The organism is Streptomyces sp. RLA123 (assembly GCF_056270165.1).
The window spans coordinates 2,263,905-2,287,027 of the sequence record NZ_JBWDOR010000003.1 but is presented as its reverse complement, the minus strand read 5'-3'; the positions used below and the strand labels follow the sequence as shown (position 1 = coordinate 2,287,027).

Here is a 23,123-nt window from a genome sequence, read left to right as displayed (position 1 = left end):
GGGCACTGCTCAGGAGGATGGAGATTGCGCTCCGCAAACGTTTCGGCCACGTGCGCCGCGGCCATGGTCAGGCGCCCGGCCGCGCTCGTACTGGCCTTCGGGATCGCCGTCGCCGTGACCGCGCTGACCCCGGCGCGGACGGCGTCGGCGGCTCCGGTCCGTGCGGCCGGCGCCGTGGCGGTCACCGCGAGCGCCGCGGACGACGTCAGGTACTACGTCGTCACGTCCCCCGAGCAGAACGGCGGGCAGGCGGAGACCCTGCTCAGCGTCGCCGAGCGCACGCTCGGCGACGGCGACCGGTTCTCCGAGATCCTCGCCCTCAACACCGGTCGCGCGCTTCCGGGCGGCTCCGGATTCACCAGGCCCGAGCATCTTGTCCCCGGTTTCGCGCTGCGCCTGCCCGAGGACGCGACCGGTGACGGCGTACAGGTGGGTCCGCTGCCCGAGTCCTCGGTGGTGGCCGGCGGAGCGGGGTCCCCGAGGCCGCCCGTCGCCGGATCGGTCTCCGTCGGTAAGCGGGTTCCGGTCGGCCCTCTCGTCGTCGGCGGCGCCGGCCTCGCCCTGCTGACCGTCCTGATCACCGCCCGCCGCGCGCCGGCCCGGCTCGCCCGCCGCGCCGGCACCGCCCTGCGCGGCGCCGCCCGCGTGCTGCGCCCGCGCCTGCCCCGTGCGGCGCAGCGCGCGCTGCGCCGCCGGCGCCGTGCCGCGCTGGGCCGTTCCCTGGTCGCCGACACCCGCACGCTCCCGGTCGTACGGCACACCCTGCGCGAGTTGCTGGCCGCGCCCGGTACCGGCCCGGCCGGCACGAGCACCCGGGTCTACAGCGTGCTCGCCCTCCCCACCAGGATGCTCGCCGCCGTCTCCGCCGGTGCGCCCGCCCCGCAGGGGTGGACGGCGCTCGACACCACCCGCCGGGAGCGCACCGGCATCCCCGCCTCTGTCGAGGACGGCGACCTGACCGGCGGCCTGCCCCTCCCGCTCCTGGCCCGAGTGGGCGTCACCGGGCGCGGCCACGCCCAGTTCCTGGTCGACCTCGGTCAGCTCAACGGGACGCTCAGCATCCTCGGTGATGTGCGGGTCGCCCACGACACCCTGGCGGCGCTCGTGCGCAGCCTGCTGGAGACCGCGCGCCGGGACAACGACGCGCTGACGGTGGTGGCCGTCGACCCGGCCCGCACCGTACTGCCCGACCTGCACGCGCAGCACGGGCTGCTGCGGGTCCCCGGCCTCCAGGACGTCAGCGGCGGATCCCGGTCGCCGCTGGCCGCACCCGCTCCGGAGGTCGGCGCGGGCCTCATTCGCAGCGCCACCCGTACCGGCCCGGTCACCGGAATCCTCGTGCTGGCCCGGCCGCCCGCCGAGGACGACCTTCCCGCACTCGCCCGGCTCTCCTCCCGGGAGGGCGGCTGGATCGTGCTGGCCACCGGGGACGTCCCGGGCGCCCACTGGCGGTGGCACGCCGAGGAGGACGGCACCGTCGACACCGGGGTCCTCGGCCACGAGGTCTTCGTCCCGGTCCAGACGGCACCGGCGCACGCGGGCACGGGGTGAGAGGCGGGGCGGCGTCCGCGCCGCCCACAACGCCCCTGCGGTGAAAGGCCCGACGGCCCGTGGACCGGCTCAGGCCGGCAGCGGCTCGGTGCGGATCACGGTGAACACCGCGCCCTCGGGGTCGGTGACCGTCGCCACCCGCCCGTACGCGGAGTCGCGCGGCGCGCGCAGGACACTGCCGCCGAGCCGAACGACCTGGCGGGCGGCCACGTCGGTGTCCGCCACCTCGAAGTACGCCATCCAGTGCGCGCCGCGATCGCGGGGCAGACCCCGGCCGACGCCGTGGATGCCGCCCACCGGGCGGCCGTCGAGCTGCAGGGTGAGGTAGTCGAAGTCGGTCGAGACGACGTGCTGGGTCTCGAAGCCGAAGACCAGCGAGTAGAACGTGGAGACCATCGACGACTCGCGGGTGACCAGTTCGTTCCAGACGGGCGAGCCCGGTTCGCCGGAGGTCTCGATGCCCCGTTGGCGCACGGCCTGCCAGATCCCGAACACCGCGCCCAGCGGGTCCAGGGCGATCGCCAGCCGCCCCGCGTCGTCCGCGTCGAGCGGACCCACGCCGACGGTGCCGCCGCAGCCCCGGACCAGTTCGGCGGTCTTGTCCGCGTCGTCGGCAGCGAAGTACGTGGTCCACGCGTGCGGCAGGTGCCGGTCCCGGGGGAGTTCGCCGATGCCGGCCACACTCTTCCCGTCCAGCGTGGCGCGCACAGAGGTGCCCAGCGAGGACGGGCCCGGGTGGAACTCCCAGCCGAACAGATGGCCGTAGAACTCCTGCGTGGCCTCGACGCCGCGTGCCAGCAGGCTCACCCAGCACGGTGTCCCGTGCGGGTGGCGGTTCCCTACCTCGGTCATCAATTCTCTCCTGCGGAACGGCGCTCGGGGTTGCTGAGGAGGTACCAGGGCAATGCTCGCACCACAGGGCGCGCCGCGTAGGGGGGCCGCGCCGCAGGGTCCCCGCGCCGGGTGACCACAATGGGCTCATGCATCCTGTCATTACCGTAACCGAATTGGCCGCGCAGCCGAAGGGCGCGTCAGACCGCGGGCCCGTCCTGCTCGACGTGCGCTACCGGATGGGCGGGCCGCCCGGACGCCCCGAGTACGAGGCGGGTCACCTCCCCGGCGCGCACTACGTCGACCTGGAGACGGAGCTCGCCGGGGCGCCCGGCGCCGCCGGCCGTCATCCGCTGCCCGGCACGGAGGTGTTCACCGCCGCCATGCGGCGTGCGGGCGTCGGCCCGGACCGCGATGTCGTCGTCTACGACAGCTGGCTGGGCTGGGGCGCCGCCCGCGCCTGGTGGCTGCTGCGCTGGGCCGGGCACGCGCGGGTGCGGGTCCTGGACGGCGGCCTCTCGGCCTGGACGGCGGCCGGCCTCCCCCTGGAGACGGACGTCCCTGCCGACGAGGACGGGGACTTCACGGCCGTCCCGGGCGGGCTGCCCCTGCTCGACGCCGACGCGGCAGCGGCACTGGCGCGCAGCGGTGTCCTTCTCGACGCGAGGGCCTCCGAGCGTTACCGCGGTGAGGTCGAGCCCATCGATCCCGTCGCCGGCCACATCCCGGGCGCGGTCAGCGCCCCCACGGCCGAGAACGTCGACCCTGCAACCGGACTCTTCCTCCCGCCCGGCGACCTCGCCGCCCGCTTCTCCGGCGTCGGCGCCACCGCCGGCACCCAGGTCGGCGTCTACTGCGGCTCGGGCGTCTCCGGTGCCCACGAGGTCCTCGCCCTCGCTGCGGCAGGTGTCCCCGCCGCCCTCTACGTCGGCTCCTGGAGCGAGTGGTCGCGCGCCGAGCGCCCCGTCGCGACGGGCCCCCAGCCGGGCTGAGGCCCGGGTCTCCCACCTGCCCGTCCTCGGCGCGGCACCCTCGCGTGGCCCCGCGACGGTGCCGGCGGCGGGCGGGTGGGAGACCCGGGCGGTTTGCCCGGGCGCGCCGTGTGACGCGCCCTCACCCCTCGCGTGCGGACGGCGGGTCGGCCCGGTCAGTCCTGCTTCTTGCGCCGGCTCCCGAAGACGATCTCGTCCCAGCTCGGCACCGTCGCCCGCCGCCCCGGCCGCACGCCGTCCGCCTCGGCCTGCCGGTCGGTGGTGCCGACCAGCCGGTCCCGGTGGGCGCCCACGGACCGCGGCATGAGGATGTCCGCGTACGCGGATCCCGCGCTCGCGGCGGGCGCCGACGGTACGGCCTCCTCCGCCTCGGGGTCGTCGATCACTCCGTCGGTGCCCGCGGCCGCGGGGGGAACCTCCGGCGCCGCGGGCGGGGAGGGGACGACCATGTCGCCGCGGAAACTCGGCACGGCCTCCAGGAGGCTGGTCAGGGAGTCGCGTTCCTCCTCGGCCCGCTCCTCGGCGCCGCTCGCGCGCTCCGGCCGCTCCAGTGGCCGGTCCCGCGGCAGCCGCGCGATCCGTGGCACGAAGGGGTAGCTCGGCTCCGCGGCCTCCTGCGTGGTCTCGCCGATCAGCGCGCGCGCCTCGTCGTCGACCGCCTGGACCAGCCGCCGCGGCGGGTCGTAGGTCCAGCTGGCCGAGTGCGGCTCACCGGCGACGCGGTAGACGAGCAGCACCTCCCAGGTGCCGTCGTCGCGCCGCCAGGAGTCCCAGACGACGGTGTCCTTCTCGGCGCCCCGCAGCAGCAGCCGCTCGGCGACGGCCTCGCCGAGCTGCGGTCCGGTGCTCTCGCCCTGACGCCGAACCGGGGTCTTGCGCGCCCGCTCCGCCATGAAGGCCCGCTCCGCGAGCACGGGGCCCTCGAAGCGCCGCACCCGCTCGACGGAAATGCCGCCGAGCTGCGCGACCTCCTCGGCGGTGGCGCCCGCTCTTATCCGCGCCTGGATGTCGCGGGGGCGCAGATGGCTCTCGACCTCGATCTCGATCTGGCCCAGCCGCGCCCGGTCGTTGCGAATCGCGGCACGCAGGCGCTCGTCGATCGGGAGTGTGTACTCCGTGCTGTCGGCAGCCTTCAGCACCAGTCGTGTGCCGTCGTTGCTGACGGCCACGACACGCAGTTCGGGCACGGTTACCTCCCGGGTGGTGCCTGCCGACGTCACGTGCGTCGCTGCTCCCGATGGACGAGTGTGACCTGCCCGGGTGCAGCCTGCCACAACCTTGCTGAGTTTCCCGGCGTGTCGGGCATGTGCCGTGACGCGCCGTTATGGCACGGTTACCTTTTTGCAACGCTGAGTGACCAACAGCTTCACTCGGCGTCACATGTCTCCGGGTCGCTCGACAGCACCCCGGGATGAAGTGCGCCGTCTCCCCCCGGAGCCAGGATTTGTCACAGTACTCCATTTGGGCCACGCCGGTGGGGCGCCGCGCCGTCGAACTTTGTGCGGGGCAAGGGAGTTGACCGAGGGTCGTTACGAAATCTCCACAACTGGAGAGCGGCGGTCTACTCGCCCAGCACCCGCCGCAGGTAGTCGTTGCGGAACAGCCGGTCCGGGTCGAGCCGGTCCCGCAGCGCGGTGAACTCCCCGAAACGGGGGTATGCCTTGGCGAACCAGTCCGCGTCCCGGGTGTGGACCTTGCCCCAGTGCGGCCGGCCCTGATGCGCCGTCATGATCTCCTCGACGGCCGTGAAGTACTCCTGGTACCGGCTGCCCCGGTACATGTGGACCGCCACGTAGGCGCTGTCCCGGCCCGACGCCGTCGACAGCGCGATGTCGTCCGCCGGGGCGACCCGGACCTCCACGGGAAAGCTGATCCGCAGGGCCGAGGAGTCGACCATCGACTTCAGCTCCCGCAGCACCTCCACCGCCGCGGCCCGCGGAACGGCGTACTCCATCTCCATGAAGCGCACCCGGCGCGGGTGGGTGAAGACCTTGTACGGGATGTCGGTGTACGTGCGCGCCGACAGGGCGCGGCTGGAGACCTGAGCGATCCCCGGGATCAGCGACGGCGCGGCCTGTCCCACCGCGCAGGCGGCCCGGAAGACGCCGTTGGACAGGAACTCGTCGTCGAGCCAGCCGCGCACCGGGGACACCGGCGCGGCGGGACCCTGGCTGCGGTTGTTGCGCTTGGTGTTGCAGCCGTCGGTGTGCGGGAACCAGTAGAACTCGAAGTGCTCGTTCTCCTCGACGAGTTGGTCGAACTCCCCGAGCACCCGGTCGAAGCGCATCGGCTCCTCGCGCGCGGCGAGCAGGAAGAGCGGCTCCACCGCGAAGGTGATCGCGCTGAGCACGCCGAGGGCGCCGAGCCCGATCCGGGCCGCGGCGAAGACGTCGGCGTTCTCCCCGGCGGAACACGTGAGCACCGAGCCGCCGGCCGTCACCAGTTCCAGCGCCGTGATCTGGGCGGCGATGGAGGCCGAGTCGCGGCCGGTGCCGTGCGTGCCGGTGCTGGTCGCCCCGGCAGCGGTCTGCTCCATGATGTCGCCCATATTGGTGAGCGACAGACCCTCGGCGGCGAGGAACGCGTTCAGGTGCTTCAGCTGGACGCCCGCCTCGACGGTCACGGTCCCTGCCGTGCGGTCGAGGGAGCGTATGGAGCTCATGCGCTCCGGGCGGATCAGGACGCCTGCGGTGGCCGCGGTGGAGGTGAAGGAGTGCCCGGTGCCGACGGCTTTGGCGGGGAGCCCGTCCGCGGCCGCCTTCCGCACGGCGGCGGCCAGTTCCTCCACCGAGGCGGGCGACACCTCCCGTGCCGGGACGGCCCGCACATTGCCCGCCCAGTTATGCCATGTGGCCTTCCCGGCGGTTCTGTTCGTCGTAGCCATGCGTACGCGATCCCTCCAGCTCCGGCGCCGGCTCCAGCCGGCGGTACCCCAGGAAGGCCGCCACCACGGCGAGTGCCGCGGCGGAGGCGGGTACCACGAACGCCACCCGGGCCCCCGCCGCGTCGATCACCCACCCGGCGAGCGAGGCCCCGAGCGCCACACCGACCGCGAGCCCCGTGCTCGTCCACGTCATGCCCTCGGTCAGCTTCGCGCGCGGTACCAACTGCTCGACGAGCGCCATGGTCGTGACCATCGTCGGCGCGATGGACAGGCCTGCGACGAACAGCGCCACGGCCAGGAACGGCAAGTTCCCGACCAGTAGTGGCGGGATCATACTCACGCCCATGGCCCCCACGCCCAGCAAAAAGCGACGGGAGGCCGTGCCGCGCGGTTTCATCAGGCCGAAAAGGACTCCCGCGAGGCAAGATCCCGACGCGTACACGGCGAGGACGAGGCTGGCCGCCGCCTTGTGGCCCTGCTCCTGGGCGAACGCGACGGTGCTGACGTCCACCGCGCCGAAGATCGCCCCGGTGGCCACAAAGGTGAGCACCAGGACCCGCAGGCCGGGCGAACCCAGGGCCGAGTCCCGCGTGTGCTGCTCCCGCGGGTGCGGCGGCGGTTCGGTGGAGCGCTGCGCGGTGAGCAGGAAGGTGCCGGTGGCGAGGAAGGCCGCGGCCAGCAGGGGACCGGCCTCGGGGAACCAGACGGTGCACAGCCCGATGGAGAGGATCGGGCCCACGATGAAGCAGATCTCGTCCACGACGGACTCGAAGGAGTAGGCGGTGTGCAGCAGGGCCGGCGAGTCCCCGTGGATGGCCGCCCACCGCGCCCGCACCATGGCGCCCAGGCTCGGCGTCAGCCCGGCGCCCGTGACGCAGGCGAAGAGCGTCCAGTCAGGCGCTCCGGTCCGCACACACACCAGCAGTGCGGCGACGGCCAGCACCGTGGTGCCGGCCGCCGGGCGCAGCACCCTGCGCTGCCCGTACCGGTCCACCAGCCGCGAGACCTGCGGCCCGAGCGCCGCCCCCGACAGCGCCAGTACGGCGGCGAGCGCACCCGCGATCCGGTAGCGGCCGGTGACCTGGGACATCATCGTCACGATCCCGATGCCGAGCATGGACAGCGGCATCCGGCCGATCAGACCGGCAGCGGCGAAACCCCTGGTCCCCGGGACGGAGAAGATCGCGCGATAGGGACTGGGCAAGGGGCGCTCCTCGGCTGTGTCGCCGATGTACGGGGGTTGCGGGTAAGGAATGTGGCTGCTCATCACAGCTTACAAACGGAGCGCAAGCGATTATTCTCCCGCCGCCCGCCGGTGTTCGCCCTCGGCTGTCGCCGCCCCCGCGGCCCTCCCGTCCCGAAGCCCGTGCCGTTCCGCGACCGTCATCGGGCGGTGGGAGGATCGGAGACATGTCCGATGACACCGAGGCCGCCACTGCCGATCCGTATGACGCACTGCTCCTGCTGTCCTTCGGGGGGCCCGAGGGGACGGACGACGTCGTCCCCTTCCTGGAGAACGTCACACGGGGGCGCGGCATCCCGCGCGAACGCCTGAAGGAGGTGGGGCAGCACTACTTCCTGTTCGGCGGGGTCAGCCCCATCAACGACCAGAACCGCGAGCTGCTCCAGGCGCTGCGCAAGGACTTCGCCGAGCACGGCCTCGACCTGCCGGTGTACTGGGGCAACCGCAACTGGGCGCCCTACCTGACCGACACTCTGCGCGAGATCGCCGAAGACGGCCGCCGCCGCGTCCTGGTGCTGGCCACGAGCGCGTACGCCTCCTACTCCGGCTGCCGGCAGTACCGCGAGAATCTGGCCGACTCCCTCGCCGTGCTGGAGGCCGAGGGCCTTCCGGTGCCGCGGGTGGACAAGCTGCGCCACTACTTCAACCATCCGGGCTTCGTACGGCCCATGGTCGACGGTGTCCTGGCCGCGCTCGAAGAACTGCCGGAAGAGGCGCGCCCAGGTGCGCACCTGGCCTTCACCACGCACTCCATCCCCCTTGCCGCCGCCGACACCTCCGGCCCGGCCGGCGCGCACACCAAGGACGGGTCCGGCGGCGCCTACGTCGCCCAGCACATGGACGTCGCCCAGGTGATCGCCGACGCCGTCCGCGAGGCCACCGGCACCGACCGCCCCTGGAAGCTCGTCTACCAGTCCCGCAGCGGCGCCCCCCACATCCCGTGGCTGGAGCCCGACATCTGCGACCACCTGGAGGAGCTGCACGCCTCCGGGGCACCGGCCGCCGTCATGGTGCCGATCGGTTTCGTCTCGGACCACATGGAGGTCCGCTACGACCTCGACACCGAGGCCACCGCCAAGGCCGCCGAGCTCGGACTGCCCGTGGCCCGCTCGGCCACGGTCGGCGCCGACCCGCGGTTCGCCGCCGCCGTCCGCGAGCTGGTCCAGGAGCGGGCCGCGGCCGGACGCGGCCTCACCCCCGAGCGCTGCGCGCTGGGCCGGCTCGGCGCGAGCCACGACGTCTGCCCGGTGGGCTGCTGCCCGGCCCGCAGCCCGCGTCCCGCCGCGGCGGGCGCCGAGTGACCGACACATCCCGAAGCACAAGGAGCACCGTGACCGACGACCTGAAGGACGAACTCCTGGCCGTGGCCCTGGAGGCCGCCCGCAGGGCCGGCGAGCTGCTGCGCGACGGCCGCCCGGCCGACCTCGGGGTGGCCGCGACCAAGAGCAGCCCGGTCGACGTCGTCACCGAGATGGACCTCGCCGCGGAGAAGCTGATCGCCTCCTTCATCGGTGAACGGCGTCCGGACGACGGCCTGCTCGGCGAGGAGGGCGCCAGCGTTCCGGGCACCACCGGCGTCCGCTGGGTGATCGACCCCCTGGACGGCACCGTGAACTACCTCTACGGCCTGCCCGGCTGGGCGGTGAGCATCGCCGCCCAGGTCGACGGCGAGACCGTCGTCGGAGTCGTCGAGGCGCCCATGAGGCGCGAGTGCTACCGCGCCGTCCTCGGCCGCGGCGCGTGGGTGGGCGACGTAAGGGCCCGGCCCCGCCCCGCGCCGCCGTTCGAGCAGGCACTGGTCGGCACGGGCTTCGGGTACGCCACCAAGGTGCGTGCCGGACAGGCCGAGGTGGCCCGCCTGCTGATCCCGCGGGTGCGGGACATCCGCCGCGCCGGTTCGGCCGCCATCGACCTGTGCGACGTCGGCTGCGGCCGGCTCGACGCGTACTACGAGCGCGGGCTGAACATCTGGGACTACGCGGCGGGAGACCTCTTCGTCCGCGAGGCGGGGGCGCTCACCGGCGGCCGCCCGGGGGAGCAGCCGTCCCCGGAGCTGACGGTGGCGGCCCCGGCGGGGGTCTTCGAGCTATTGCAGGCGCTCCTGGAGGAGCTCGGCGCCTGGCACGACTGACCGGACGGGTGCCGGGGCACGCCGACGCCCCGGCACCCTTGCGGTGTCCGGGGCGTCGGCGATCGGGTCCGGTGCCCTCAGGCGATCTTGGGCAGCACCTGTACGCCGTGGTCGGCGGCGAGGCGGCGCAGATCGGCCAGTTCGGCCTCCTCGACTTCGGCCAGGAACTCGTCCCCGGCCTCCCGGGCGGCGAGCAGGTCCGACTCAGTGCTGTGTATGCGCTGCAGGATGCCAGTGGTGAATGCGTCCATCAGGTGGCGCCCCCTCGTCGTCGATAGGTGACACAGGGTGTGGGTACGTACGGGTCGATACGGGTGCGGGCAGGTCGTTCGGAAGTCCCCGCGGATCGCGCGACGGCTGCCGCCACAAGTCGACTGCGAACGCCCAAGGGGCGCGATCGGGGTGTGCAGTCGTCCTCCCCAGGCCTGCCGGAGCGGAAACCTCCGCAACCCGAGGAATTCCGCGCCGGATTCGCCGTGGCGCCGCGACCGGCACGGACGCCGCTCTTCGCGGCGCACGGTGTGGCACGCCTCACGTGAGGTGACGCACCGTCCGGCCGCCGGGGCCGTCGCGCGCGGCCCGGGAACGCGCTCTTACCGCCGGTTTACGGCCTTCAGGTGCAGGATGGAGACGCATTCGGCCTGCGCACAGGCCGTTGAGAAGTGTTCACGGAAGGAAGGGCGCCTTGCGCGTACTGGTCGTCGAGGACGAACAGCTGCTCGCCGATGCGGTGGCCACGGGGCTGCGCCGCGAGGCCATGGCCGTGGACGTCGTCTATGACGGCGGGGCCGCTCTGGAGCGGATCGGGGTGAACGACTACGACGTCGTCGTCCTGGACCGGGACCTCCCCGTGATCCACGGGGACGACGTCTGCCGCAAGGTCGTGGAGCTCGGCCTGCCCACACGGGTCCTGATGCTCACCGCCGCCGGCGACGTGAGCGACCGCGTCGAGGGCCTGGAGCTCGGCGCCGACGACTACCTGCCCAAGCCGTTCGCCTTCACCGAGCTGATCGCCCGCGTGCGCGCGCTCGGCCGGCGGACGACCGCGCCTTTGCCGCCGGTACTGGAGCGCGCGGGCATCCGGCTCGACCCCAACCGCCGCGAGGTGGTCCGCGAGGGGCGGCAGGTGCATCTGGCACCCAAGGAGTTCGCGGTGCTGGAGGTGCTGCTGCGCAGCGAGGGGTCCGTGGTGTCCGCGGAGCAGCTGCTGGAGAAGGCCTGGGACGAGAACACCGACCCCTTTACCAATGTGGTCCGGGTCACGGTCATGACGCTGCGCCGCAAGCTCGGAGAGCCCGCCGTGATCGTCACGGTCCCCGGCTCCGGCTACCGGATCTGATGCGCCGTGGCCACTTCCCCGTCGTCCTCGCCGACGACCCCACCGCGCATTCCGCCCAAGCCCACCTGGGAGCCGACATCGCCGGCCGGCCGCGGCCCGCTGTTCCGTCCCACGATCCGGATACGGCTCACGCTGCTCTACGGCGGCATGTTCCTGATCGCCGGCGTCGTCCTGCTGTGGATCATCTACCTGCTGGCAGCACAGGCCCTGCACGACGGCAACATGCTGCCCTTCCGGCTGGTGAGCGGCCAGGTTCGCACCACGACGGCCAGCTGCCAGCTGCCGGGAACCGGGTCGAGCGACGAGTTCACCGTCGCCATCAACGCCTGCATGCAGTACCGCCGCGAGGCCGCTCTCGACACCCTGCTGCGGCGGTCGCTGTTCGCGCTGGTGGGTCTCGCCGTCCTGGCCTTCGCCTTCGGATACCTGCTGGCGGGCCGCGTGCTGTACCCGCTGGGCAGGATCACCCGCACCGCGCAGGCCGTGGTCTCCTCCGACCTCAAGCGCCGCATCCACCTGGACGGTCCGGACGACGAGCTCAAGGAGCTCGCGGACACCTTCGACGAGATGCTGGAGCGGCTGGAGCGGTCCTTCGACGCGCAGCGCCGTTTCGTGTCCAACGCCTCCCATGAGCTGCGGACCCCGCTGGCGATCAACCGGACCCTGCTGGAGGTCCAGCTGTCCGACAGCTCGGCCGGCCTGGAGGTCCAGCAGCTCGGGAAAACCCTGCTGGCCACCAACACACGCAGCGAGCAGCTCGTGGAGGGCCTGCTGCTGCTCGCCCGTAGCGACAACGAGATCGTGGACCGCAAGCCCGTGGACGTCGCCGAGGCGGCCTCCCAGGCCCTGGAGCAGACCCGCAGCGAGGCCGACGCCAAGGGCGTGGCGCTCCGCAGCGAGCTGCACGAGGCGGTGGTCCAGGGCAACGGCGTGCTGCTGGAGCGGATCGCGCTCAACCTCGTGCAGAACGCCGTCCGCTACAACGTCCCCGAAAACGGCTGGGTCGAGGCCACCACGGGCCTGGAACCGGGCCTCGCGGTCCTGACGGTCACCAACACCGGCCCGGTGGTCCCGGCCTACGAGATCGACAACCTCTTCGAGCCGTTCCGGCGGCTGCGCACCGAGCGCACCGGGAGCGACAAGGGCGTGGGACTCGGTCTGTCGATCGCGCGATCGGTGGTCCGGGCCCACGGAGGCACCATCTCCGCGGTGCCCCGCGAGGGAGGTGGCCTGGTCATGCGGGTCGCGATTCCTGTCTGAGGCACCCATGAACTGCTCCGCGACATCCCCGGGACCGTGTTCGCTTTGCGCTGAATTTTGCGGTCTGATCCCGGCGGCGGCATGCTGTGAGCGATTACACATACGATTCCGGCCGCGGGTACGCTCCGTGGTCGACGGTCCGGGAAAAGAGCGGAAAAATCCATGTTTCCGCAGGTCATGATCACGGGAAGTACACGTGGAGGCGTGAGCAAGGTGCGACAACACGGCCCTTTACGGTCATGACCGACAGTGGATCCGATCACCTCTTCGGAGGTGCGGTTGGGTGTCGATTGAGTAACGGCACTTGATGTAAGGCAAAATCTCCGCTTCGGGCCGGGCACAAGACCGGCCTCCCGTGCGTTACGTGCGCTGGAGACACCGCAGACACCGCAGACACCCAAAGGGGGAGAGCGATACATGGCTACTGATTACGACACACCACGCAAGACCGACGATGACGCCAACGAAGACAGCATCGAGGAACTCAAGGCCCGTAGGAACGACAAGTCCACCTCCACGGTGGACGTCGACGAGTTCGACCAGGCCGAGGGCCTCGAACTGCCCGGCGCCGACCTTTCCAACGAGGAGCTCTCGGTCCGGGTCCTGCCCCGGCAGGCCGACGAGTTCACCTGCATGAACTGCTTCCTTGTGCACCACCGCAGCCAGCTGGCCTCGGAGAAGAACGGCAACCCGATCTGCCGCGACTGCGCGGCCTGACGGGCACCGGGATCGTGGACAGCGACGACGAGCGAGGCCGCGCGGCCTCGCTCGCGGGCGCATCGGAGGAACCGGCGGGCGACGACGCCCTGACCGGGCCTCCGAGCCGTGCCGCCCGTGGGCGTGCCCGCGCCAGGGCGGCAATGTCGACCCTCGCCGAGGGTTTCCTCGAGACGGCCCCACGGATACCCGTACGGGACCTGGAGACGCTCCGCCGGCAGTTCCCCGGGCTGGGGCCCGAGGAGCTGGCGGACAAGCTCGTGAGTGCCGCCACGATGGGCACCGCGACGGTCGGCGCCGGCATCGGCGCCGCCGCGATGCTGCCCACCCCGCCGGCGATGCCCGCGGAACTGGCGACCGAGACGATCGGGGTCGCCCTGATCGAGTACAAGCTCATCGCCGAGCTGCACGAGATCTACGGTCTGCGCGCCCCGGGCACGGTGCGCCAGCGCGCGGTGATGTACATCGCCGAGTGGACCGAGCGGCGCGGCATCGACTTCTCCAAGCCGTCCACGCTGAACGTGGCGCTCGGCGGCCGGATGAAGCGCGAGCTGCGCCAGCAGCTCATGAAGCGCACCATGCGCAATCTGCCGACGCTGACCCCGTTCATGGTCGGCGCGGCCGTCGGCGCCGTGATGAACCGGCGCGACACCAGGAAACTCGCCGAGCAGATCCGCAAGGACCTGCGGGAACGGCAGGTGCCCTGGGCGCTGCTCTCCGCCGAGGAGCCGCCGTCCGCCCTGGAACCCGGCGAGTCCGGCGGGCCCCGGGAGCTGCCGGGGAAGTAGGACGGCTGAGGCCGGTGCGGCCTCAGGCCGTCCGCACGTCCCGCAGCGCGGCGGCCAGCCGCTCGGGGGCCCGGGTGGAGAGGTACAGATAGGGCGTCGGATCCGCGGGGTCGGTGACCTCGACCTTCAGGGCGGTCGGCACGTAGGACCGCAGCAGCATGAACGCGCGGGGGTCGGCCCTGTACGAGCGCCAGGCCAGCGCCTCCTCGTGGTTCAGCACGGTCGCCTCACCGAGCGCCCCCACCGGGATCCGCGCGTCGCCGGCGACCAGTGACCCGGCCACCACCCGCAGCCGCGCCGAGCCGTACGAGCTCACCGCGACCGCTCCGGCGGCCGTGCCCCCGACGAGGCCGCCCAGCAGCGGCAGCGCGCCGAAGGGCAGCAGGATCAGCGCCAGTGACACACCCGCGCCGAAGGCGAGCAGCCACCACGAACGCGGCGCGGTCAGCCGCTCCTCATAGGTCATGCCGGTCATGGCACCCAGCTTGTCATGCCGCCCGGTCAGCGCCCGCCGCGGGACCGCAGGCGCGACAAGGCCTGCGCGGCGCGCGGCGCGGTCCGCAGCCCGGTGGCGACCTGCTTGGCCCAGTCGGTGGCGGCGGTGGGCAGCGCGGCGTCCAGGACGGCCGAGGAGCGGGCGTCGTTGCCCACCAGGTACCTCGGGAGCGGCCGGGGCGCCGACAGCGCCTTGAGGACCGTGCGGGCCACCGGGCGCGGGCCCGGCAGCTCGCGCTTGAGCAGGTCCTCGGCGGCCTCGTACTGGTCGCGGTACGGCGATGTGGTGCCCTGTGGCAGCCGGGAGGCACCCCGCTGCCAGATATCCGTCCCGAAGGACCCGGGCTCGACCAGCACCACCTTCACCCCGAACGGCGCGGCCTCCATGCGCAGCGCGTCCGTGATCGCCTCCAGGCCCTGCTTGCTCGCGCAGTACCAGCCGAGCAGTGGCATCGAGACCCGGCCGGAGACCGAGGAGATGTTGATGATGCGGCCCGCGCGCCGGGCGCGCATGGTCGGCAGCACGAGCCGGGCGATGCGCGCCGGTGCCACCAGGTTGATCTCCAGTTGCTGGCGCACCTGTTCGTCGTCGACGTCCTCGATCGCGCCGGGCTGCGCGATGCCGGCGTTGTTGACCACCGCCCAGGGACCCCCGTCGGTCACCGTGGCGATCTCCGTGAACGCCCGTACGCACGAGGTGGCGTCAGCGACGTCCAGCAGCACCGTGCGCACCGACGCGCCGGTCCGGGTCACCGCCGCGCGCAGGGCCTCGGCCTTCTCCTCGGTGCGCACCGTACCGATGACGTCGTAGCCGGCATGGGCCAGTTCGAGGGTGATCGCCAGACCGATCCCGCATCCGGCTCCGGTGACGACGACGGACCTGGTGGTCATGGGGTGCTCCAAGGGATGGGGGACACATGCCGCGTGGCCGCAGGGAGAACGGGCGGGCGGCGGGAAAGGATCCCGCAGGAGGGTAGGGTCTCCCGCGTGAACGGAGCTACACCCGACGTCCCGGCCCGCCCGGGCCTGGCACCGCCGCAGGACGCGTCGCCGCCGGTGCGGCACCCCGACGCGCCCGCCCCCGGCGAACCGCTCGGCGCGCACTACGAGCACTGCTTCGGCTGCGGTGGGGCCCAGCCCCACGGACTGCGCCTGGAGGCCAGGGCCGCCGAGGGCGTCGGCGTCACCGCCGAGTTCACCGTACAGCCGGCGCACCAGGGTGCTCCCGGCCTCGCGCACGGCGGTGTGCTGGCGACCGCCCTGGACGAGACGCTCGGCTCGCTCAACTGGCTTCTGCGCACGATCGCGGTCACCGGCCGCCTGGAGACCGAGTACGTCCGGCCCGTCCCGGTCGGCTCCACGCTCCACCTGGACGCGCGCTGCACGGCGGTCGCCGGGCGCAAGATCTACTGCACCGCCACCGGTCGGATCGGCGGCCCCGACGGCCCGGTCGCGGTGCGCGCGGACGCGCTGTTCGTCGAGGTCGAACTGGAGCACTTCACCGACCACGGCCGCGCGCAGGAGATCCAGGCCGTCGTCGAGGACCCCGACCAGGTCAAGGCCGCCCGCGCCTTCGAGGTGAACCCGTGACCCGCCCCCCGGTGGACGTGTTGATCCGGCGGCTCGACGCGGACGTCCCGATTCCCTCGTACGGACACCCGGGCGACGCCGGCGCGGACCTCGTCACCACCCGGGCGGCGGAGCTGGCCCCCGGCGAGCGGGCGGTGCTGCCGACTGGCGTTTCGATCGCTCTGCCGGAGGGGTACGCGGCCTTCGTGCATCCGCGCTCCGGGCTCGCCGCGAGGTGCGGAGTGGCACTTGTGAATGCCCCAGGAACGGTTGATGCCGGGTACCGTGGGGAGATCAAGGTGATCGTGGTCAACCTGGACCCGCGCGAGAGCGTACGGTTCGCCCCGGGGGACCGGATCGCGCAATTGGTCGTCCAGCAGGTCGAGCGGGTCCGCTTCCACGAGGTGGCGGAACTGCCCGGTTCGGCGCGGGCGACGGGGGGCTTCGGCTCCACGGGGGGTCACGCCGCGGTGGACGGCCCTCCGGTCGGTCCGTCCGGCCATGGATACGCATCGGTCATCGCTGACCGGGAAGGACAGTGACGTGTTCCGTCGTCGTCGCAAGGAGCGCGAAGACGCCCTCGACGAGCTCGAGGCCGAGAGCCCTGACGAGCTGGCCGAAGACGCCGAGGAGTCGGACGACTCCATGGAGTCCCGTCGGTACAACCTTCCGCCCGCCCCGAGGCCGGACGGTCCGTGGGACGTGAGCGAGGTCGGCACACCCGGCGAGGGCCGGGTGGACCTCGGTGGTCTGTTCGTGCCCGGCGTCCAGGGCATGGAGCTGCGGGTCGAGGTGGCCGGTGAGTCCATCGTCGCCGCCACTGTGGTGCTGCGGGACAGCGCCATCCAGCTCCAGGGCTTCGCCGCGCCGAAGTCCGAGGGCATCTGGGGCGAGATCCGTGACGAGATCGCGTCCGGGATCACCAAGCAGGGCGGCATCGTCGATGAGGTCGAGGGTCCGCTCGGCTGGGAGCTGCGCGCCCAGGTGCCGGTCCAGCTGCCCAACGGCACCAACGGCGTGCAGGTGGTGCGCTTCGTCGGCTGTGACGGACCGCGCTGGTTCCTGCGCGGCGTCATCTCCGGCCAGGGCGCCGTGCAGCCGGAGACCGCGGGCCTGCTGGAGCAGATCTTCCGCGACACCGTCGTCCTGCGCGGCGACACCCCGATGGCGCCGCGCGACCCGATCGTGCTGAAGCTGCCGAACGACGCGCAGATGGTCCCCGAGGGCATCGCCCAGGACCAGGACGGCGGACGCTTCTCCGACGGCATCGACCCGATGCGCCGTGGCCCGGAGATCACCGAGGTGCACTAGCGCCACCGCACAGCCCCGACCGATGGGCCGATCCGCTTCAGCGGGTCGGCCCATCGGCGTTTCCGCAGGTCGGACGGGTTGTCGTCCTGGCGCCGCCAAGCCGGCGTCACGACCCGTCAGGAAGGCGTCAAACGTGCTCGGGCGGCCCGTGGGTCGGATGTTTGCTGTCCTGGTCATTGTCCGTTCTGCCTGACCTAGGAGCACGCGATGGCTGATCTGGCTTTCGTGGCCGTCACGGTCGCGGTTTTCGCGCTGGTGGCCCTCATCGCCAAGGCGGTGACCAGGCTGTGAGTGCCGAGAACGTCGTCGGCCTCGTCGTGGCCGCCGCCCTGCTGGGCTATCTCGTCCTCGCCCTCGTCTTCCCCGAGAGGTTCTGAGACCCGGACATGAGCCCCGTACTCGCGCAAGTGCTCCAGGTCACCGCCCTCGTGGCGGCGCTGGCCCTGGTGTACCGCCCCTTCGGCGACTACATGGCCGCCGTCTACAGCTCCGACCGGCACCTGCGGGTCGAGCGCGTCATCTACCGCTGCTTCGGCGCCGACCCCGATGCGGAGATGCGCTGGCCGTCCTATCTGCGGGCGGTCCTGGCCTTCTCCTTCGTCGGCGTGCTGTTCCTGTACCTGTTCCTACGGGTCCAGAACCATCTGCCGCTCTCCCTCGGGTTCGCCGCGATCACCCCTGACCAGGCGTTCAACACCGCGACCTCGTTCGTGACCAACACGAACTGGCAGTCGTACATGGGTGAGAACACCATGGGCCACGCCGCCCAGGCCGCGGGGCTGGCGGTGCAGAACTTCGTCTCGGCGGCGGTCGGCATGGCCGTGGCCGTGGCGCTGGTCCGCGGGTTCGCCCGGTCCCGCACCGGCGAGCTCGGCAACTTCTGGACCGACATGGTCCGCGGCACCCTGCGTGTCCTGCTGCCGATCGCGTTCGTCGCCGCGATCGTCCTGATCGCCTTCGGCGTGGTGCAGAACTTCGCCGGCTGGCACGAGGTCCCGACGCTCGCCGGCGGCCACCAGACCCTGACCGGCGGGCCGGTCGCGTCCCAGGAGGCCATCAAGGAGCTGGGCACCAACGGCGGCGGCTTCTACAACGTCAACTCGGCCCACCCCTTCGAGAACCCGGACGCGTTCACCAACCTCTTCGAGATCTTCCTCCTGCTGGTGATCCCGGTCTCGCTCACGCGGACCTTCGGCAAGCTGGTCGGCAGCGTGGGGCAGGGCTACGCGATCCTCGCGGCCATGGGCGTCATCTGGATCGGTTTCGTCGCCCTGATGAGCTGGGCGGAGTCCGCCCACCCCGGCTCGGCGAACCACATCGCGGGTGCCGCGATGGAGGGCAAGGAGCAGCGCTTCGGCGTCGGGGCCTCGTCGCTCTTCGCGGTGAGTACGACGCTGACCTCGACCGGCGCGGTGGACTCCGCCCACTCCTCCTTCACCGGCCTGGGCGGCGGCATCACCCTCCTGTCGATGATGCTCGGCGAGATCGCCCCCGGCGGCACCGGGTCCGGCCTCTACGGCATCCTCATCATGGCGCTCATCGCGGTGTTCATCGCGGGCCTGATGGTCGGCCGTACGCCGGAGTACCTGGGCAAGAAGATCGGCACGCGCGAGATCAAGCTCGCCGCGCTCTACATCCTCGTCACCCCGGCGATCGTGCTGTGCTTCACGGCCCTGGCGATGGCGCTGCCGACCCCGCCGCACTCCATGCTGAACAGCGGCCCGCACGGCTTCTCCGAAGTGCTCTACGCCTACACCTCGGCCGGCAACAACAACGGCTCCGCCTTTGCGGGCCTGAACGCCAACACGCAGTGGTACAACACCACGCTCGGCCTCGCGATGGTCCTCGGCCGGTTCGTGCCGATGATCTTCGTCCTTGCCCTGGCCGGCTCGCTCGCCGGGCAGAAGCCGGTCCCGGCCACCGCCGGCACCCTGCGCACCGAGAAGCCGCTCTTCACCGGCGTGCTCATCGGCGCCATTTTGATCATCACGGGTCTGACCTACTTCCCGGCGCTGGCGCTCGGCCCGCTGGCGGAGGGACTGTCATGAGCCGCGCGGACCGACCCGAGCCCGCAGAGGAATCCATGTCCACCGAATCGTCCGCGCGCGCGTCCAAGGGCGGAACGGCACCGCACGCCCCCGACACGGGCCAGGGCAGCCGCGTCTCGGGCGGCCTGTTCCACCCGGCGCAGTTGCTGAAGTCCCTGCCGGACGCGCTGCGCAAGCTCGACCCCCGGGTCATGATCAAGTCCCCGGTGATGTTCGTCGTCCTGATCGGCTCGGTGTTCACCACCGTGCTGGCGGCGCTGTCCCCGGCCGAGTGGTTCGGCTGGGCGATCACCGTCTGGCTGTGGCTGACGGTGATCTTCGCCAACCTGGCGGAGGCCGTCGCCGAGGGACGCGGCAAGGCGCAGGCCGACACCCTGCGCAAGGCCAAGACCGACACCGTCGCCCGCCGGCTGACCGGCGGCAAGGAGGAGCGCGTCCCGGGTGCCTCCCTGCGGATCGGCGACCTGGTGGTGTGCGAGGCCGGCGACGTCATCCCGGGTGACGGTGACGTCGTCGAGGGCGTGGCCTCGGTGGACGAGTCGGCGATCACCGGTGAGTCGGCTCCGGTCATCCGGGAGTCCGGCGGCGACCGCTCGGCCGTGACCGGCGGCACCAAGGTGCTGTCGGACCGCATCGAGGTCCGGATCACCACCAAGCCGGGTGAGACCTTCATCGACCGGATGATCGCCCTGGTCGAGGGTGCGGCCCGGCAGAAGACGCCCAACGAGATCGCGCTCAACATCCTGCTGGCCTCGCTGACCATCGTCTTCCTGCTGGCGGTCGTCACCCTGCAGCCGTTCGCGATCTACGCGGGTGCCGAGCAGTCGATGATCGTCCTGGTCGCGCTGCTGGTCTGCCTCATCCCGACGACCATCGGCGCGCTGCTGTCGGCGATCGGCATCGCGGGAATGGACCGCCTGGTGCAGCGCAATGTGCTGGCCATGTCCGGCCGTGCCGTCGAGGCGGCCGGTGACGTCTCCACCCTGCTGCTGGACAAGACCGGCACCATCACCCTCGGCAACCGCCAGGCCGCGGAGTTCGTCCCCGTGGCGGGGGCGGCCGAGGCCGAACTGGCGGACGCGGCGCAGCTGTCGTCGCTGGCCGACGAGACGCCCGAGGGCCGCTCCGTGGTCGTCCTGGCGAAGGAGAAGTACGGTCTGCGGGCCCGGAGCGAGGGCGAGCTCGGCCGCGCCGAGTTCGTGCCCTTCACCGCGCAGACCCGTATGTCCGGCGTCGATCTGGAGGACCGGCAGGTCCGCAAGGGCGCCGCGTCCGCGGTCACCGCGTGGGTCGCGGAGAACGGCGGCAACGTCACGGCGGACGCCCAGCGGGTCGTTGACTCCATCTCCGCCGCGGGCGGTACCCCGCTGCTGGTCGCGGTCAAGGACCGCGGTGTGGCCCGGGTCCTCGGTGTCGTCCACCTGAAGGACGTCGTCAAGGAGGGGATGCGGGAGCGGTTCGACGAGTTGCGGCGGATGGGTATCCGCACGGTGATGATCACGGGCGACAACCCGCTGACCGCGCAGGCGATCGCGCAGGAGGCGGGTGTCGACGACTTCCTGGCGGAGGCGACGCCCGAGGACAAGATGGCGCTGATCAAGCGGGAGCAGGCGGGCGGGAAGCTCGTCGCGATGACCGGTGACGGCACCAACGACGCCCCGGCACTGGCCCAGGCCGATGTCGGCGTGGCCATGAACACCGGTACCTCGGCCGCCAAGGAGGCCGGGAACATGGTGGACCTGGACTCCAACCCGACCAAGCTGATCGAGATCGTGGAGATCGGCAAGCAGTTGCTGATCACCCGCGGCGCGCTGACGACGTTCTCCATCGCCAACGACGTGGCGAAGTACTTCGCGATCATCCCCGCCATGTTCGCGATCGTCTATCCGGGCCTGGACAAGCTCAACATCATGCGGTTGTCCTCGCCGGAGTCCGCGATCCTGTCCGCGGTCGTCTTCAACGCGCTGATCATCATCGCGCTCGTGCCGCTCGCCCTGCGGGGTGTGCGGTACCGGCCGACCAGCGCCGACCGGATGCTCCGCCGCAACCTCGGGATCTACGGCCTCGGCGGCCTGATCGCACCGTTCATCGGCATCAAGATCATCGACCTGCTCATCTCTCTGATCCCGGGGATCGGCTGACGACCATGAACACTTCCGTACGCAACTCCGCCCGGCTGCTGTGGAGTGCGCTGCGCGCCCTTCTCGTGCTGACCGTCGTGCTCGGCGTCGCCTACCCCGTCGCGGTGTGGGGCGTGGGCCAGGCCGCCTTCCACCGGCAGGCGGACGGCTCGCAGGTGAAGGTCGACGGCACGGTCGTCGGCTCCCGCCTCATCGGCCAGAACTTCACGACCGGCAAGGACTTCGCGCCCGACCCCCGATGGTTCCAGCCGCGCCCCTCGGCCGCCGACGCGGGCCGCGGCGCGGGCCCCTACGACCCGACCTACACCAGCGCCTCCAACCTGGCGGTCACCAGCAGAGCGCTGACCGACCTGGTGAAGGAGCGCAAGAAGGACGTCGCGGCGTTCAACCACGTGCCGCAGTCCGAGGTCCCGGCCGACGCGGTACAGGCTTCCGGCTCCGGCCTCGACCCGGACATCTCCCCGGCCTACGCGGCCCTCCAGACCGCGCGCGTCGCCAAGGCCAACGGCCTGCCCACCGCCGAGGTCGCGAGGCTCGTCAAGGAGCACACCGACGGCCGGCAACTGGGCTTCCTCGGCGAGCCGACCGTCAACGTCCTGGAACTCAACATCGCCCTCAAGCAGCTGGCCGGCTGATCTCTGCCCGCCCGCCGCCGGTGGGTGCGGGCGTACGCCGTCGTGCCGTCGGGGTCCAACGCCGGCGACCCCGGTTCGCCGTGCACCGACTGCAGATCCAGGCTGTGAACCTCGAAGGGGATCACGCCGTGCTCGGTCAGCACGGTGGCCGCCGGCGTGGGAAGGGGCCGGGCTGCCTGGTGCCGGTCCACAGGCACACCGTCGGGCGTCGTGCGGGCACCTGGCGCGGGAAGGCGCGGGGCCGTGCGTCAGGGACGCGTCAAGGGCGTCGCGGGCGGCGTACGGAACCTGCCAAGGCGGCGGGAGGAGGCCAGGATCGCGGGGAAAGTGGTGGTCGCGAGGGGGGCCTGCGGAGGCCGCTCCGCGGTGTGCGAAGGGGTGCGCAGCCCGATGCCGGTCGCCGTCATCGGGCTGCGCAAGGCCGGGAGGCGCCTGCGGGGGCGCCGGAACCGGACCCGGGAGGGCGCCACCGCGTCCCGCCGGAGGCCCCCGCGCGCCGGCCACGGAGGCCGCGCAACCGTCGTACGGTCACCGAACCGGCACGATTGCGCGGCCTCCGCGCGGTCGTGCTGACCGCCTGAGCCGCGCCTGCGGCCGTCCTGGTGTCGGGCGGCGTGGCCGCCGACGCCTCGTGGGACGCGGCCAGGAACCTTTCCGCACCCCGTGTGACCGGTGCGACCGGGCTGTACTTCGCCCTCAGCGACATGGACGCCCAGATCGCCAACCAGCTGCCGGCCGGTCACACCGCGTCCCTGACCCGGACCCGGACCCGCACCGAGGCGGCCCGCGTCCACGGGCAGCGCCGTGTCGAGGCCGCCGGCTGCCTCCGTGACCTCGCCGCTGGGGCCGCGGGTGATACCGGTGAGCGCGACGCCGCCGGCGCCATCGCGGGCTTCGGGGAGTACGAGGAACCAGCTGCCCGGGCCCTGGCCCTCACTCGTGCGGGCCGGCCGGTACACCGGGGCCGCCGCCTACTGTGCCGGGAACGCCCCCGGTGCTTCCCACCACGACTTCGCCGCCCCTGACGCGGCGTTGCGCGGCGTCATCGCCACCTACATGTCCGCCGACGAATACACATCCGCCGACGGCGCACGGGGCTGCGGCCGTGGTCCTGCTGGGCCTGCGCCCTCGGCTCGCCGAGTTCCGCTGACGGGTGCCGCCTCCGGCCGCGCCGCCCACATCAAGGCA

Annotated in this window: 23 protein-coding genes; 16 read left to right on the top strand and 7 right to left on the bottom strand. The window is 72.2% G+C overall.

Going from position 1 to position 23,123, the window contains the following annotated elements; all coding sequences use genetic code 11:
* The first annotated feature begins 63 nt into the window (after positions 1-63).
* The gene (locus RV983_RS10300; protein WP_475985497.1) at positions 64-1,551 is read left to right on the top strand and encodes a hypothetical protein; all 1,488 of its coding nucleotides are present in this window, start codon (positions 64-66) and stop codon (positions 1,549-1,551) included.
* A gap of 69 nt (positions 1,552-1,620) precedes the next feature.
* Here the strand turns inward: RV983_RS10300 and RV983_RS10295 are convergent, their stop codons facing one another.
* Complete coding sequence (locus RV983_RS10295) at positions 1,621-2,403, bottom strand: VOC family protein (protein WP_475985496.1); 783 nt, start codon at positions 2,401-2,403, stop codon at positions 1,621-1,623.
* Positions 2,404-2,531: 128 nt separating this feature from the next.
* Between RV983_RS10295 and RV983_RS10290 the strand changes: the two genes are divergently transcribed.
* The gene (locus RV983_RS10290; RefSeq protein WP_475985495.1) at positions 2,532-3,374 is read left to right on the top strand and encodes a sulfurtransferase; all 843 of its coding nucleotides are present in this window, start codon (positions 2,532-2,534) and stop codon (positions 3,372-3,374) included.
* A 155-nt stretch (positions 3,375-3,529) separates the two neighbouring features.
* On the opposite strand, the gene sepH is transcribed toward RV983_RS10290, so the two are convergent.
* The 3 genes from sepH to RV983_RS10275 all read right to left on the bottom strand — a co-directional run bounded on the left by sepH (position 3,530) and on the right by RV983_RS10275 (position 7,462).
* Entirely contained in the window at positions 3,530-4,594 is a 1,065-nt protein-coding gene (gene sepH / locus RV983_RS10285; RefSeq protein WP_475985494.1) for a septation protein SepH, read from the bottom strand.
* Between the two features lie 341 nt (positions 4,595-4,935).
* Entirely contained in the window at positions 4,936-6,258 is a 1,323-nt protein-coding gene (locus RV983_RS10280; protein ID WP_475985493.1) for a D-arabinono-1,4-lactone oxidase, read from the bottom strand.
* A complete protein-coding gene (locus RV983_RS10275) occupies positions 6,215-7,462 on the bottom strand; it encodes an MFS transporter (RefSeq protein ID WP_475985492.1) in 1,248 nt (415 codons plus the stop codon). The genes RV983_RS10280 and RV983_RS10275 overlap by 44 nt, the downstream gene beginning before the upstream one ends.
* A gap of 206 nt (positions 7,463-7,668) precedes the next feature.
* On the opposite strand from RV983_RS10275, the gene RV983_RS10270 reads away from it, so the two are divergent.
* Together RV983_RS10270 and RV983_RS10265 are read left to right on the top strand one after the other, a co-directional pair.
* On the top strand, positions 7,669-8,802 hold the full coding sequence (locus RV983_RS10270; RefSeq protein ID WP_475985491.1) for a ferrochelatase: 1,134 nt from the start codon (positions 7,669-7,671) through the stop codon (positions 8,800-8,802).
* A 29-nt stretch (positions 8,803-8,831) separates the two neighbouring features.
* Positions 8,832-9,632 (top strand): inositol monophosphatase family protein, encoded by an 801-nt coding sequence (locus tag RV983_RS10265; protein WP_475985490.1) that lies wholly within the window; start codon positions 8,832-8,834, stop codon positions 9,630-9,632.
* A 77-nt stretch (positions 9,633-9,709) separates the two neighbouring features.
* Here the strand turns inward: RV983_RS10265 and RV983_RS10260 are convergent, their stop codons facing one another.
* Positions 9,710-9,883 (bottom strand): hypothetical protein, encoded by a 174-nt coding sequence (locus tag RV983_RS10260; protein ID WP_319659104.1) that lies wholly within the window; start codon positions 9,881-9,883, stop codon positions 9,710-9,712.
* A 434-nt stretch (positions 9,884-10,317) separates the two neighbouring features.
* Here RV983_RS10260 and RV983_RS10255 point away from each other — a divergent pair, with 434 nt between their 5' ends.
* The 4 genes from RV983_RS10255 (at position 10,318) to RV983_RS10240 (ending at position 13,736) form a co-directional block, all read left to right on the top strand.
* Positions 10,318-10,971 (top strand): response regulator transcription factor, encoded by a 654-nt coding sequence (locus RV983_RS10255; protein WP_384287224.1) that lies wholly within the window; start codon positions 10,318-10,320, stop codon positions 10,969-10,971.
* Positions 10,972-10,977: 6 nt separating this feature from the next.
* Positions 10,978-12,231 (top strand): sensor histidine kinase, encoded by a 1,254-nt coding sequence (locus RV983_RS10250; protein WP_475985489.1) that lies wholly within the window; start codon positions 10,978-10,980, stop codon positions 12,229-12,231.
* Between the two features lie 417 nt (positions 12,232-12,648).
* On the top strand, positions 12,649-12,948 hold the full coding sequence (locus tag RV983_RS10245; protein ID WP_475985488.1) for a DUF4193 domain-containing protein: 300 nt from the start codon (positions 12,649-12,651) through the stop codon (positions 12,946-12,948).
* Positions 12,949-12,962: 14 nt separating this feature from the next.
* Positions 12,963-13,736: a hypothetical protein gene (locus RV983_RS10240; RefSeq protein WP_475985487.1), complete on the top strand. Its 774-nt coding sequence runs from the start codon at positions 12,963-12,965 to the stop codon at positions 13,734-13,736.
* A gap of 22 nt (positions 13,737-13,758) precedes the next feature.
* Here RV983_RS10240 and RV983_RS10235 read toward each other — a convergent pair whose 3' ends face one another.
* Positions 13,759-14,211: a DUF3093 domain-containing protein gene (locus RV983_RS10235; RefSeq protein WP_475985486.1), complete on the bottom strand. Its 453-nt coding sequence runs from the start codon at positions 14,209-14,211 to the stop codon at positions 13,759-13,761.
* A gap of 26 nt (positions 14,212-14,237) precedes the next feature.
* Positions 14,238-15,122 (bottom strand): SDR family oxidoreductase, encoded by an 885-nt coding sequence (locus RV983_RS10230; RefSeq protein WP_475985485.1) that lies wholly within the window; start codon positions 15,120-15,122, stop codon positions 14,238-14,240.
* Positions 15,123-15,218: 96 nt separating this feature from the next.
* Between RV983_RS10230 and RV983_RS10225 the strand changes: the two genes are divergently transcribed.
* The 8 genes from RV983_RS10225 (at position 15,219) to RV983_RS10190 (ending at position 22,960) form a co-directional block, all read left to right on the top strand.
* Positions 15,219-15,821, top strand: a complete 603-nt coding sequence (locus tag RV983_RS10225) for a PaaI family thioesterase (protein WP_475985484.1) — start codon at positions 15,219-15,221, stop codon at positions 15,819-15,821.
* Complete coding sequence (gene dut, locus RV983_RS10220) at positions 15,818-16,342, top strand: dUTP diphosphatase (RefSeq protein WP_475985483.1); 525 nt, start codon at positions 15,818-15,820, stop codon at positions 16,340-16,342. Before RV983_RS10225 ends, dut begins: the two co-directional genes overlap by 4 nt.
* Before the next feature lies 1 nt (position 16,343).
* A complete protein-coding gene (locus RV983_RS10215) occupies positions 16,344-17,111 on the top strand; it encodes a DUF3710 domain-containing protein (RefSeq protein WP_475985482.1) in 768 nt (255 codons plus the stop codon).
* Positions 17,112-17,398: 287 nt separating this feature from the next.
* Complete coding sequence (gene kdpF / locus RV983_RS10210) at positions 17,399-17,488, top strand: K(+)-transporting ATPase subunit F (protein WP_475985481.1); 90 nt, start codon at positions 17,399-17,401, stop codon at positions 17,486-17,488.
* Positions 17,489-17,497: 9 nt separating this feature from the next.
* Positions 17,498-19,159, top strand: coding sequence for a potassium-transporting ATPase subunit KdpA (kdpA, locus tag RV983_RS10205; RefSeq protein ID WP_475985480.1), 1,662 nt, complete (start codon positions 17,498-17,500; stop codon positions 19,157-19,159).
* A 35-nt stretch (positions 19,160-19,194) separates the two neighbouring features.
* Positions 19,195-21,300 (top strand): potassium-transporting ATPase subunit KdpB, encoded by a 2,106-nt coding sequence (gene kdpB, locus RV983_RS10200; RefSeq protein ID WP_475985479.1) that lies wholly within the window; start codon positions 19,195-19,197, stop codon positions 21,298-21,300.
* A gap of 5 nt (positions 21,301-21,305) precedes the next feature.
* Positions 21,306-21,935, top strand: coding sequence for a potassium-transporting ATPase subunit KdpC (kdpC, locus tag RV983_RS10195; protein WP_475985478.1), 630 nt, complete (start codon positions 21,306-21,308; stop codon positions 21,933-21,935).
* Between the two features lie 614 nt (positions 21,936-22,549).
* A complete protein-coding gene (locus tag RV983_RS10190) occupies positions 22,550-22,960 on the top strand; it encodes a hypothetical protein (RefSeq protein WP_475985477.1) in 411 nt (136 codons plus the stop codon).
* Positions 22,961-23,123: the final 163 nt, after the last annotated feature.